This is a genomic window from Pseudomonas sp. BN414 (assembly GCF_029871275.1).
GTDB classification, from domain to species: Bacteria; Pseudomonadota; Gammaproteobacteria; order Pseudomonadales; family Pseudomonadaceae; genus Metapseudomonas; species Metapseudomonas resinovorans_C.
Genome location: NZ_SSOL01000031.1, coordinates 124,767 through 138,283 on the forward strand (window position 1 = coordinate 124,767; position 13,517 = coordinate 138,283).

At 64.1% G+C, this 13,517-nt stretch carries 8 protein-coding genes; 4 read left to right on the plus strand and 4 right to left on the minus strand.

The window, feature by feature from the left end; translation table 11 throughout:
- Nucleotides 1-216: 216 nt before the first annotated feature.
- Together E8E95_RS04655 and recQ are read right to left on the minus strand one after the other, a co-directional pair.
- A complete protein-coding gene (locus E8E95_RS04655) occupies nucleotides 217-1,389 on the minus strand; it encodes a GGDEF domain-containing protein (RefSeq protein ID WP_280348503.1) in 1,173 nt (390 codons plus the stop codon).
- 129 nt (nucleotides 1,390-1,518) lie between these two features.
- Nucleotides 1,519-3,642, minus strand: a complete 2,124-nt coding sequence (gene recQ / locus E8E95_RS04660) for a DNA helicase RecQ (protein ID WP_280348505.1) — start codon at nucleotides 3,640-3,642, stop codon at nucleotides 1,519-1,521.
- Between the two features lie 137 nt (nucleotides 3,643-3,779).
- Between recQ and E8E95_RS04665 the strand changes: the two genes are divergently transcribed.
- From E8E95_RS04665 to lapD, 4 genes are all read left to right on the plus strand, one after another.
- The gene (locus tag E8E95_RS04665; RefSeq protein WP_280348506.1) at nucleotides 3,780-4,367 is read left to right on the plus strand and encodes a YecA family protein; all 588 of its coding nucleotides are present in this window, start codon (nucleotides 3,780-3,782) and stop codon (nucleotides 4,365-4,367) included.
- 10 nt (nucleotides 4,368-4,377) lie between these two features.
- Nucleotides 4,378-4,779 (plus strand): YbaN family protein, encoded by a 402-nt coding sequence (locus E8E95_RS04670; protein WP_280348508.1) that lies wholly within the window; start codon nucleotides 4,378-4,380, stop codon nucleotides 4,777-4,779.
- Nucleotides 4,780-4,844: 65 nt separating this feature from the next.
- Nucleotides 4,845-5,540: a cysteine protease LapG gene (lapG, locus tag E8E95_RS04675; RefSeq protein WP_280348510.1), complete on the plus strand. Its 696-nt coding sequence runs from the start codon at nucleotides 4,845-4,847 to the stop codon at nucleotides 5,538-5,540.
- A gap of 3 nt (nucleotides 5,541-5,543) precedes the next feature.
- Nucleotides 5,544-7,490 carry a cyclic di-GMP receptor LapD gene (gene lapD, locus E8E95_RS04680; protein ID WP_280348511.1) on the plus strand — a complete coding sequence of 649 codons (1,947 nt, stop codon included), beginning with the start codon at nucleotides 5,544-5,546 and terminating at the stop codon, nucleotides 7,488-7,490.
- A 109-nt stretch (nucleotides 7,491-7,599) separates the two neighbouring features.
- On the opposite strand, the gene E8E95_RS04685 is transcribed toward lapD, so the two are convergent.
- Together E8E95_RS04685 and E8E95_RS04690 are read right to left on the minus strand one after the other, a co-directional pair.
- A complete protein-coding gene (locus E8E95_RS04685; RefSeq protein WP_280348513.1) occupies nucleotides 7,600-7,938 on the minus strand; it encodes a tryptophan synthase subunit beta in 339 nt (112 codons plus the stop codon).
- Between the two features lie 61 nt (nucleotides 7,939-7,999).
- The gene (locus E8E95_RS04690; protein WP_280348515.1) at nucleotides 8,000-13,498 is read right to left on the minus strand and encodes a DUF5801 repeats-in-toxin domain-containing protein; all 5,499 of its coding nucleotides are present in this window, start codon (nucleotides 13,496-13,498) and stop codon (nucleotides 8,000-8,002) included.
- Nucleotides 13,499-13,517 lie beyond the last annotated feature (19 nt).

Here is a 13,517-nt window from a genome sequence, read left to right on the forward strand (position 1 = left end):
AAGCGGAAGGAGCCGCGATGCTAGCACCGGCCGCCGCGCCGGACAGTCACGGCGCGCGCCATCCGAAGCGACGAATTGAGTTCTGCACAAAAATTCGCCGAGCGAAGGCCAGGCAAGGCAAAAATTGGTGAGGAAGCGGAGTTAACGGCTGTTAATGAGCATTCCGAACCAAGTTTTAACGACGCATCGCCGAGCGCAGGCAATTTTTGTCAGAACTCAGGCCACCACCCGATTGCGGCCGTAGGCCTTGCCCTCGTACAGGGCGCGATCCGCATGCTCATAGAGTTCGTAGAGCTTGCCCAATGGCATGCCCGGCAACGGATGAATGCAGGCGACACCGATGGACATGGTCAGCACCGGCGCGGTAGGTGAGGCTTCATGGCGGATGGACTGGCCCTCCAGGGCCGCGCGCAGCTTCTCGGCGCAGCGACGCGCTTCCTGTTCGCCGATGTCGTAGAGCAGCACGGCGAACTCCTCACCCCCCAGGCGCACCGCCATGTCGAGCGGGCGACGCGCGGTGTCTTCGAGGACGCGCGCCACCTGTTGCAGCACCTGGTCGCCGGCCTGGTGGCCATAGCGGTCGTTGTAGGCCTTGAAATGGTCGACGTCGCAGAGCAGCAGGGCCAACCCGTGCTGCTCCCGCTGGGCTTGCCGCCACAACCGCTCCAACTGGCGATTGAAGCTGCGGCGGTTGTACAGGCCGGTGAGGCTGTCGTGGTCGGCCAGCACGCGCATCAGGCGGCTGATAAGGAAATGCTCGCGCGACTTGAACTCCAGCAGATAACAACCGACCGCACCCGCCAGATTGCCGAACAGCAGGAACAGCAGGTTGTTCACCAGTCGCGGCCAGGGCAGCCCGGCCCAGAGCTCCAGCCCGACATAGGCCAGCACCATCACCAGGGAAACGCCCAGCGCCTCCACGAGCCGCAGCCCCACGAGGAAATAGGCCGCCATGCACACCAGCAGCAAGCCTTCATAAGGGAACGACGGATCGCTGCGATGGGCGATGGCCACCACTGCCGCTGCACCTATGCCAAGGGCGCCGATGCAGACCAGGCTGAGGGGGGCCAAGAGGTGGCGCTGCCGCCGCTGGAGCATGAGGACGCCGCACACCAGCAGCAATCCCAGCACGCCCAGACGCACCGCCAGCATCCACCAACGTTCCTCGCTGCTGATCAGATAGAAATCGAGCACGGCGAATGCCAGCCAGATCAGCAGGCCGACGCTGAGGGCGATGCGCTTGAGATCAAAATTCTCTTCGAGGAAATAATCGCGGTACTCGCGCTCCAACGAGCGCGTGAAGCGCAGATGCCGAAACCCCAGCTCGAGCTGGTCGGCATAGGGATTGGGGCGAACGTCGTTTAGCCAGGCAGTATTGCTGTAGGACACAACTACCTCTTCTGTCGGAGGCCTCTGACGCACATTAGCCGGTCGCGCATTGCGTCACAAGTTCGTCGTTTTGCACCGCCAGTTTTTCGGCGCTTGCTACTACCCCACAGCTCGCCGCGTTCGCGCGTCTCAGCTCTCGAATTCAGCCTGCAGCGCAGCGCGCACGCAATGCAGCACGCCGTCGGGCACTCGACCGGCAAACACCTGGGCCACGTCGGCAACCGGCGGCAGCTCGCCCTCGCCGTCGAGGAAGGCGTCCTGGATCTCGCCCAGCAGGTCCTCAGGCAAGTCCAGCGCCTGCTCCAGGCTCAATTGCTGGTTGCCGATGGTCTCGGCCAGCAGGCTGTAGACGTTCTTTTCGCTGCAATTGAGTTGGCGGGCGATCTGCGCCGGGGTCATCCCCGCACGCGCCAGGCTCACCAGCTCGTGACGCAGATCGGTGACCGCACGCGGGGCTTCGGCGGCGCCATTCAGCACCTCGAGGAAGGCGTCGCCATATCGCTCCAGCTTGCGTGCGCCTACGCCGCTGACCTGCGCCATATCGGACAGGCTGCGCGGCTTGCTGCGGAGCATTTCCAGCAGGGTCGCGTCGGGGAAGATGACGTAGGGCGGCACGCTGTGTTCTTCCGCCAGCTTGCGGCGCAGCGCGCGCAGGGCTTCCCACTGCTCGCGTTCTTCGCCCCGCACCAACTGACTGGCGGCACTGGCAGCCGGCTTCGGCGCCTTGGTCGACAGGTCACGGCGCAGCTCCAGCTGCACCTCACCCCGCAGCAGCGGACGGCACGCCTCGGTCAGGCGCAAGCCACCAAAGCCTTCGAGGTCCACGTCCGCCAGGCCACGGGCGACCAGCTGGCGGTAAAGGGTGCGCCATTCATTTTCGGAGAGGTTCTTCCCCATGCCGAACACGGACAGGTGCTGATGGCCCGAGGAACGCACCTTCTCGTTGTCACGCCCCAGCAACAGGTCCACCAGGTGGCCGACACCATAGCGCTGGCCGCTGCGGTGAATGGCCGAGAGGGCCATGCGTGCCGGTTCAGTAGCGTCCCAGGTCTGTACGCCGTCGGTGCAGATGTCGCAGTGGCCGCAGGGCTGCGGCAGCACTTCGTCGAAATAGGTCAGCAGCGCCTGGCGGCGGCAGCGGGTTTCCTCGCACAGGGACAACATGGCATCCAGCTTGTGCTGCTCGATGCGCTTGTGACGTTCGTCCCCCTCGGAGTTGCTCAGCATCTGCTTGAGCAGCAGCACGTCCTGCAGGCCGTACGCCATCCAGGCATCCGCAGGGAGGCCATCGCGGCCGGCGCGGCCGGTTTCCTGGTAATAGGCTTCGAGGGACTTGGGCAGGTCGAGGTGAGCGACGAAGCGCACGTTGGGTTTGTCGATGCCCATGCCGAAAGCGATGGTGGCGACCATGATCAGCCCTTCCTCATTAAGGAAGCGCTTCTGGTGATGGGCGCGCAGATCGTTGGACAGCCCCGCGTGATAAGGCAGCGCCGGGAAGCCCTGCTCGGAAAGGAAGGACGCCACTTCCTCCACCTTCTTGCGCGACATGCAGTAGACGATACCGGCATCGCCACGGCGTTCGGCGAGGAATCCCAGCAACTGCTTGCGTGGCTGATCCTTGGCGACGATGCGGTAGAAAATGTTCGGCCGGTCGAAGCTGGAGAGGAAACGCTCGGCATTCTGCAGGTGCAGGCGCTGGACCATTTCCTCGCGGGTACGCATGTCGGCCGTGGCGGTCAGCGCCATGCGCGGAACATTGGGGAAGAGTTCAGCCAACTGGCCCAGCTGCAGGTATTCCGGACGGAAATCGTGCCCCCACTGGGATACGCAGTGCGCTTCGTCGATGGCGAAGAGGCCGATCTCCAGGCGCTGCAGGAACGCCAGCATGCGCGGTTGCACCAGGCGTTCGGGGGCGAGGTAGAGCAGCTTGATCTCGCCACGGCGGATGCGCTCGGCGATATCCCGCTGGGCCTCGGCCGACAGCATGGAGTTCAGCGCCACGGCCGGCACGCCCAGTTCGTCCAGCGTGGCGACCTGGTCCTCCATCAATGCGATCAGCGGCGACACCACCACGGTCAGTCCGTCGCGCAGCAGCGCCGGCACCTGGAAGCAGAGCGACTTGCCACCACCGGTCGGCATCAGCACCAGGGCGTCGCCCCCCGAGGCCACACGTTCGATGATCGCAGCCTGATTGCCGCGAAAAGCGTCGTAGCCGAATACGTCTTTGAGGATGCGCAGTGCCTGATCGAGCATGGGGGTCTCCGGAGCAAGCCGCGCATTATACGTCAGCCGCGCCGGCAAGATGGCCACGCCCATCGCCCTCGCCTTTTGCCGCCAACCGCTCACTAGACTAGAATTCAGCGTCGTTTATTCCTCAAGGTAGTCCCACGATGTCCTTCGCTGAGCAACTGTCCCGCCTGCAAGCCTTTCTCGACGCCGATGACCTGCACGAGGAGGCTCTGGACTATGTGGCCACCCATGGCTACCTGACCGCCCTGTCGATCTGCCCGGACCAGGTGCCCGAGCGCGAATGGATCGACGCCCTGTTCGCCGAGCCGCCGCACTACCGCAGCGACGCCGAGCGCGAAGAGATCGAATCCACCCTGCTGGCCCTCCAGGCCCACATCGCCCGCCAGTTGGCCAGCGATGAAGACCCCGAGATACCCTGCGACCTGGACCTGGGCGAGGACCCGGACGACTCCGACCTGCGCGGCTGGTGCATCGGCTTCATGGAAGGCGTGTTCCTGCGCGAGGAAACCTGGTTCGAAAGCGCCGAGGAAGAAGTCAGCGAACTGCTGCTGCCGATCATGGTGGGTTCCGGCCTATTCGACGAACAGCCCGAGTTCGCTGACATCGCCAAGGATCGCGACCTGGTAGACGAGATGATCGAGCAGATCCCCGAACTGCTGACCGCTCTCTTCCTGCTCTGCAACGCCCCGGAAGAAAAACCTGCCCTGCTCAAGCCCCGTCACCACTAAGGCGGCGCGGATGGCGCATAGCGATATCCAGCAGCAGCGCCACCCGGCGCTGCGCATGATCCTCCTGATCATCGGCTGGCTCAGCGTCGTCCTGGGCGTGATCGGCATCTTCCTGCCGGTACTGCCCACCACGCCTTTCCTGCTGCTCGCCGCGGCCTGCTTCGTGCGCAGTTCGCGGCGGTTCTACCTCTGGCTGGTGGAACACCCGAAACTCGGCCCCTGGATACGCGACTACCTGGAAGGCCAGGGTATCCCCCTCAAGGGCAAGGTCTACGCGCTGGTCCTGATGTGGGCCAGCATCACCCTCTCCTGCTTCCTCGTGCCGATGCCCTGGGCTCGCGGCTTCATGCTCACCAGCGCCGTTCTTGTGAGCCTCTACATCCTTCGCCAGAAAACCCTGCGCAGCCACTGACACCACCCCCGGCAAATCATCGATTCCCGCCTAGACTCTGAGCATCCTGGGCGGAGAGACGGCTGATGCGGCAACGCTGGGCGGCAATCGGACTGCGGCGACCCTCATGGCTGGCATGGCAAGGCGGCTGCCTGCTCGCCGGCCTGCTGCTCTGCCTGACCAGCGTGCTGGCCAACTGGGATTTCGAGCTGATCCTGCAGAACGCCACCAAGCGTTATGGCGACTTGGGCCCGGCCAAGGCGCGCATCGTCGCCTGGAGCGAGCTGATCCAGGCCAGCGTCGATTTGCCCGAAGCCGAGAAGCTCACGGCCGTGAACCGCTTCTTCAACCGCCAGTTTCGTTTCACCGATGACATCCGCACCTGGCGCGAGAACGACTACTGGGCCACCCCCGTCGAAGCGCTGGTCAAGGGCGCTGGCGATTGCGAGGACTACTCCATCGCCAAGTACTTCACCCTGCGTCGCCTCGGCATTCCGGCCGAAAAGTTGCGCATCACCTACGTCAAGGCACTGCGCCAGAACCAGGCGCACATGGTGCTCACCTACTACAAGACCCCCACCGCCGATCCCCTGGTACTGGACAACCTGATCGGCGAGATACGCCCGGCGTCCCAGCGCACCGACCTGCTGCCGGTCTACGCCTTCAATGCCGAAGGCCTCTACACCGGTGCCAAGCGTGCCGGCGATACCAAGAAACTGTCGCGCTGGCAGGACCTGCTGAAAAAAATGAGAGCCGAAGGCTTCGCCATAGGAGAGGGTTAGCCCATGTCGTTACTCAAGCAACTGTTCCTGGCCATCTGCCTGCTGCTGGCACTGGCCTTCGCCGGCAGTTTCCTCGCGGGCGTGGAAAGCTCCCGCGAACAGCTGCTCAGCCAGTTGCGTTCCCATGCCCAGGACGCCGCCACCGCACTCGGCCTGTCGATGACGCCCCATGTGGACGACCCGGCAATGATCGAGCTGATGGTCAGTTCGATTTTCGACAGCGGCTACTTCGCCAGCATTCGCGTGGTGCGCATCCCGGATGGCGGCGTGATCGCCGAGCGTCGCACCACCACCACCAGCGACCAGGTGCCCGGCTGGTTCGCCCATCTGGTCAACCTCCGACCGCAGGGCGGCGACGCGCTGATCATGCGTGGCTGGCAGCAAGCGGCGCGGGTTGAAGTGCTGAGCCACCCGCAATTCGCCCTAGCCAAACTCTGGGACAGCGCCATCGGCAGCCTGGCCTGGCTGCTGCTCTGTGGCCTGGTCAGCGCACTGGCCGGCGCCTGGCTGCTGCGCACCCAGCTGCGACCGCTGGACAACATGGTGCAGCAGGCCGAAGCCATCAGCCGACGCGAGTTCCTCGCCCTGCCCAAGGTGCCGCGTACGCCCGAACTGCGTCGTGTGGTGCTGGCGATGAACCAGATGGTGGACAAGCTGCGCAACCTTTTCGCCGAAGAAGCCGCACGCAGCGAACGCCTGCGCGAAGAAGCCTATCAGGACAGCCTCACGGGGCTGGCCAACCGTCGCCAGTTCGATATCCGCCTGGCCAACCAGTTGGTCCCCAACGACCAGAACGCTGCGGGCTACCTGCTGTTGCTGCGGGTCAACGACCTTGGCGGGCTCAACCAGCGCCTCGGTGGCCAGCGCACCGACGCGCTTATCCGCGATGTCGGGGAAATCCTAGAAAACCTGGTGCAACAGCGCGGCAATCCGGACTGGCTGGCCTCGCGCAGCCGGGGCGGCGAATTCGCCCTGCTCTCTCCCGGCCTCACCGGCGAAGACACCGAGCAACTGGCCGCGACGCTCGCTGCTCAACTGGAAAACCTGCACGCGATCGGCGCCAGCGACCGTAGCCCGGTCGCCCTGCTCGGCATCGCTACCTACCGACCGGGAGAAGACATCCAGCGGGTCATGGGCCGCGCCGATCAGGCCCTGGCGCAGGCAGCGCAGAGCACGGAACGCCCCTGGGTGCGTCTGGATGATTTCGACGCTGCGCCAGGGCAAAGCCTTCACGACTGGCGGGCGTGGATCGACGAGGCGCTGAACAAGGGCAAGCTGCGCCTGTACTTCCAGCCGGTGGGCCTCTGCGCCAACACCGAGGAAACCCTGCACCACAAGGTCCTCGCGCGCCTGCTCGACCCTCAGGGCGAAGCAGTGCCCGCGGGTCGCTTCCTGCCGTGGATCGAACGCCTCGGCTGGGCCGCCCGCTTCGACCTGGCGATGCTGGAGCATTGCCTGGCGCACCTGCAGCAAACGCCGTCACCCATCGCCCTGAGTCTGTCCGCCGCCAGCCTGCAACCAGGAGAACACCGCGAACGCCTGCTCGCCCTGCTCAAGTCCCACCCGCAACAGGCGACACTGCTCACCCTTGAGCTGGACGAACGTCACCTGCCGCCGGCCAACGAACTCGGCCAGGTCTGCCAGGCGATCCGCGAAACCGGCTACAGCGTCGGCTTGCAGCATTTCGGCGGCCGCTTCAGCCTGATCGGCAACCTCGCCCACCTGGGCCTCGCCTACCTGAAGATCGACGGCACCTACATCCGCGCCATCGACCTGGAGAACGACAAGCGTCTGTTCATCGAAGCCCTGTTCCGCGCCACCAACAGCATCGACCTGCCCCTGATCGCAGAGATGGTGGAAACCCAGGGCGAACTGGACGTATTGCGGGAGTTGGGAATCCAGGGCGCCATGGGCCGACTGATCGGGGCACCGGCGCCGTGGCATGAGTAAGCGGGCGCCGGCTGATCGCTGCGGCAACAGGATGAACTCGGTGCCTCTGCTCGCGAACGATCGTGCTGGGACTGTTCGCGAGCAAGCTCGCTCCTACAGGAGCGATGGCTCAATACGGCAATTGCGAATCGTCCGGCACCAATCCGCCCAGGTCCACCACCTGAGAACGCGCGTATGCGCGCTGTTGGAGCTTGCGACCCGCTGCTTCGGGCAGGTCGGTGTAGTTCATCACGCCTCGGCTCACCAGCACCTGCACCAGGTCTTCGACCACCCGCACCAGTTCCAGGTCGGAGTGCTGCAAGGACAAGAGGTGATCATGCAGGCTGCGACTGGCGAACCAGCTCTGCACTTCCGGATCGTTGGCCGGCATGCTCTGGGTCATGTTGTCGAAGGGTTCGTGCTCCACCCGTAGCACCCTGCCCTTTTCATCGCGCTGTACGAAAACCATAGGTCCCTCCCCCGTTCCCCTCCAGATTCGGGCCCGCCCGCAGGCGGGCCCTCGCTTGCAATCAGGCGTCCACTTTCAGCGAGCCATCATCGAGCATGTGCGTGATCACCGACGCCGTGTCCGGTGCGCCGTATGCCGCCATCAGATTCACGCCTTGCAGCACGACGGTCTGGCCAGTTCCTCCCGGGGCGTCGGCGTTGCTGTCCACCGTGATGGTGGTGTTGGCGCCGAAGGCCATGGTCAGGTAATCGTCCAGGCTGCCTGCATTGCTGTGCTCACCGGTCAGCAGTTGCGAAAGATCCAGCTTGTCCACGCCCGGGGTGAAATCAGTGATGGTGGTGATGCCGCTTTCGCCAGGCAGCCACTTGAAGGTGTCCGCCCCGCCGCCACCGGTCAGTTGGTCATCGCCGCCGTTCCCTGCCAGCACGTTGTTGCCGCTATTCCCGGCAAGCACGTCGTTGAAGTGCGAACCGAGCAGGTTTTCGACATCGATCAGCGTGTCCAGCCCGCCGCCGCCGGTGTTCTGCTGGCCAACCAGCGCCAGGTTCACCGCGACGCTGGAAGCCGCATTGGAGTACGACGCCGTGTCGTTGCCCAAGCCGCCATCGAGGACGTCATTGCCAGCGCCTCCCACCAGCACGTCGTTCCCCGCCAGCCCGGTCAGGTGGTCATTGCCGCTCGTGCCCTGAATCACGTCATCGCTGGCGGTGCCGACGAAGGTGGTGCTGGATTCGAGGTTCACCTGCAGTACCTGGCTCGATGCGGTGTCGCCATCGGCATCGCGAATGCCGACCTGGAAGTTCAGGCTTGCGTCCAGCGTACTGGTCTCGCCCGTGATGAAGCCCACGTCGGAAACCTTGAGCACATCGTTGTCGGTGGCCGACGAGGTGAACGAAACCCGGTCGCTCACATCTGAGGCTCCACCGCTGCCAATGGTGGAGTTGAAGTTGACGGCGGAGGAAGAAGCGATGCCTTCGACGCTGGTGAGAATCTGCGCACCGTAGATCTGCCAGTTCTCGCCCGGGGCGTTGAAGTCGTTCTTCTCGATGACGATGGCACCGTCGTTGTTGTCCAGCGTGATGCCATAGGCCGCCAGCGCCACGCTATTGGCCGTCATGATGTCGGCGCTGCTTACCACCAGCGCGCGGGTGGTCTTGGCACCACCGGCACCGACCAGCTTCAGCACCACGACCAGGTCTTCTCCGTTCACCCCATCGAACTTGAGGAACATGCCTTCGGCACGAGCACTGGGTTCTACACCGAGGTTGCCCTTCGGATTACTGGTGTAGAAGTTGAGGTCGAGGACTTCACCCTTGCCCAGTGTGTCACCGGCCACACCATTGGCCGCGTTGCTCACGCTGACCCACGAGGCGGTCTGGTTGAAGAGTTCGCCATCGGTGAAGGTGGAAGTGGTGGAAGTCCCGGCACGCAGGTTGTTGCCATCCGTGCCGCCGCCAGGCTCGGCATAACTGGTGTACTGCACGAAGAAGTCGTTATCCAGCTCCACCACCGCGACCGCCGGCTGGGTCGAATCCGGCAGCGTGCTGTTGACCTCGTAGCCCGAGATGCTGATCGAGGTACTGGTCTTGAAGATGGTGAAGCCCTGGATCGGCTCATCCAGCGCGACACTGTAGGTCCCGTTGACCTTATCGAAGGTCAGGGTGCCATTCGCCTGTTCCAGCGTCCCGGGACTCGCCGCGTTCGGCGCGTAGTTGAAGGTGATGTCGAAGATTGCGCTGGTGGCCGATTCGGACACCCAGGTCACCGCAGTCGACGAAATCGCCACGCCACCCACGGAGCCGGTCAGGCCGATGCTAGTGAAGTCCGAGTCGGATGCCGAGAAAGGTCCGTTGCCACGGGTGTCGCTGCCGGTGCTGTAGACGAATACACCCGACGCGCCCGCAACGCTGTCGCCGTTGGAGAACACCAGGTTCGAGGTCTGCAGGATGGCCGGGATGTCGTCTTCCACCTGGATCAGCAGGTCGCCCGCCAATGGCAGGTTGCCGCTGGCATTGCTGGCCTGCAGCGCCCCCGTCAGGTTGAGGGTGAGGATCTGGTCGTCACCTCCTGCGCCATTGGGATGGTCGAGCGCGCCCAGCAGGGTGAAGGTGTAAACGCCGTTGCTGGCCACCTGCAGGGTGAACACCGTTTCGGTGCCAGCCTTGGCCACCAGGGTGTCGCCCACGCGTGAATAGGTGATGGTTACGCCATCCGAGGTCAGCACGGGCATCGCCTGCGGTATGGCGGCCACACCGAATTGCGCGCCAACCGGCGTACCGACCAGCAGCTCACCGAGATTGCCGGTCACCACAGTGGTCTGGGCGTCACCGTCAGTGATTCCGCCAGGCAGCTCATCCTCGTCCACCCGTCCGATCACTGGCGAGGCGTCTTCGATCCGCACCGTCAGCGAGGCGCTCGACGGATCGCCGTCCTTGTCGATGATGCTGTAGGTGAAGCTCTCGCTGGTGTCGGCGGCCACATTCTTCGGCGCGACATAGGTCCACGTGCCCGTGGTGAAATCGAAACTCAACTTGCCGCCGCCGGGGGTGGTGATCGCACTCAACTGGCTGCCGGAAAGGCTGCCGCCCGTACTCAGAGCGATGGTGCTGGCGCCGTTCCAGGTGTAGGTGGTGGTGCCGATCTGGATGGACTGGATGCGGCCGGCACCATCGGCGCCGAAGGCATCATCGTCCCCACCACCCACTGCGTTGTCGCTGCCCAGCAGGACGTTGCCGGAGACCACCCCACCCACTATCTGGCTGGCCAGGGTTTCGACCAGATCCTCGAAGGCGGCCACCATGATGGGCGAGCCGGAACCATCGACGTCCACGTCCTGCAGTCGCGGAGTATTGATGCCGTTGCCGACGCCGATGGTCGTGACGTTGATGCCGTTGTTATCGACGAAGTTGTTCCACTGGGTCGCCACGGCCGAGGTCAGGGATGTGTCGCCCGGACCGGTCTGCTCGTTCGGATTGCCATCACTGATGAAGAAGACCTGGTTGCTCCAGCTCGACAAGGGCGTATAGACCGCCATGGTCTGCTGGATGGCCGCAGTGAAGTCGGTGTTGCCGGAGAACGGACGCGCACCGCCTTCCGCCGGATTCAGGCTGTTGACCAGGTTGATGAAACCGGTGACATCAGTCACCACCGGGTAGGAGGCGGCGGTGCCGGAGAACGCCACCAGTTGAATGCGCACGTCACCATCGGTGGTGCTGAACAACGTTTGCCCGGCATTGCGCACCGCATTCAGCATGGTGTTCAGCTCGGTGTCGTCGATACTGCCGCTGAAGTCCAGCACGAACACCACGTTGAAGCCCTGGCCGCTGCCTTCGGCTACATCGGCGCTGTCGTTCTTCCCGCTCGGCGTGTCGTCGTCGACCTTGATATCCAGGGTCCCGTTGGTGGAGTCGCCGTCCTTGTCGGTGACCTTGTAGGTCAGAGTAAACAGCTGGTCATTCTCCTCACCGCCCAGCGCATGCTGGATCGGCGCGAGCTGGGTCACGCCGTAGGCACCCGTGGAGCTGTTCAGCGTCACCTCGATGACGGTGGTGGTGCCCTGCTTGATCAGCAACGTGGTGCCGGACTTCACGTAGCTGAAGCCATCGGGTGCACCCATGGTCTGCCACTGGACATCACCGGCACCGTCGACACCGAAGTCAAACCCGACGCTGCCCGTGGTATTCGCCGAGTCCGGGTCGTCGCCGGAACCATTGGCAATACCGCCGGGAAGGGCGTCGTCGTCCAGTTGCACCACGGCATTGCTGGTCACCGCCGGTGCGTCGTCACGGAAGCTGATGGCATCGCCCAGGTTGAGGGTCGCGCTGTCCTTGTCACCGTCGCCATCAGTGACGGTGGCAGACAAGGTGATCAGGTCGGCGCCGGACAAGCCCGCCACCTGGTCGGGACCGGTGTCAGGTGTATGAACGATTGCGCGCTGCTGGTCCAGGGTCACCGTGCCATCGGCAGCCACGCTCAGGCGGAAGGCGATCTGCCCCCCGCCGCTGACCAGCCCGACGATGTCCGAACCGACCTTGGACAGCAGGATGCTGTTGCCGGTCGCGGTGTCCCGCAGGCCGCTGTCCACCTCCGCAGACTTCACATTCAGGCTATAGGTGATGGCGTTGCTGATGGCCGCGCCGTCGGCCCCGAACACTGTCGCGAAAGCGCCTGCGAAATTGGTGCTGGCATCGAAGCTCAGGTTGGTCTCGTCCACCTGCACGCCCAGCGCACCCAGCCCCTTCACGCTGATGTCCGGCACATCATCGATGATGCTGACCGTCAGGATGCCTGTACCTGTGTTGCCGTTGGCGTCGGTCACCGTGAAGGTGAAGGTCTCGGTGAACTGCAGGTTGTTGCCGTTATCGCCCGGATTGATCTTGGGCGCGGAAACCAGCAAGTAGGCGTAGGCGCCCGTGCTGCTGACCACCAGTTGGCCATATTGGCCATTGCCCTCCCCGACAGCCAGGCTGAAGCTGTACGGGCCATTGCCGCCACTGCCCACCAGGGTGCCGCTGGCGAACTCGTCGTTGCTCGACGGTGCACTGCCGAAGCTCAGGGCTGCTTCGCGCACGTCCTGATCCGAACCGGCCTGCACACTCCCCGTCACTGTGTAGTTGGACACGTTGATGGTCAGAGTCGTGGTGCTGAGGTCGCCATCGGCATCGACGATGGTGTAGGTGAAGGTATCCACTGCACCCGCCTGGCCTACCGAGTTGGCGTGGCTGGTGTAGGTGTAGCTGCCGTCGGCATGCAGGACCAGGGTGCCCAGGCCAGTATCGATGGGATCGCCGACACTGCCGGAAGCAGCGGTCGTGGTGTCACCACCTGCGCGCACACCCACTACACCGGTAGTCGGCGACGGACGTCCATCGGCACCGAACATATCGGCCACCGAACCCAATCCGGCGCCACTGACCACATTGCCGTTGACGCTCCCGCCCTCGCTGAGCGAGGCACTGTCAGCCTTGGCCTTCGGCAGGTCGTCGACGATTTCGATGCTGACATTCGCCGAGGCACTGGCCAGCCCATCGCCCACATTAATAAGGAAGCCGTCCGTCTCCGGACCAGCCGCATCGGTCGTCGCCTCGGTCAGGGTGTAGCTGAAGTTGTAAGTGCCGTTGCTGTAGCCGGTGATCTGCACGGTGCCGTGGGCGGTGGTGAAGCTCTGCCCGACCAGGCTAGTGAAGCTGCTGGTGGTGAGGTCGACGCTGAGGCTGCCAACGCTGAGGGTCTTCAGGTTGGCCAGCCCGTCGGAGTCAGCGACGGTGAAGCTGCCGGTGGTGACGGTGCTGCCATCCCCGGCGCTGGAGCCATCCGGCAGACCTTTCTCGTAGACCTTGGCCAGATCGCCGCCAGCGTTAGGCGTGCTGACATCGACCGTGGGGGTGTCGTTGCTGCCGGTGATGGTGATGGTCAGCGTCGAACTGCTCGGGTCGTTGTCGGCGTCGCGCATGGAATAGGCGTATTGCAGGGTAACCTGCTCGCCCTGATCCAGGCCCTCCACCGCCGCTGAACCGTTGGCCAGCGCGAAGCTGTAGCTACCGTCAGCGTTGAGGGTCACCAAGCCGTAGGGGGTGTTG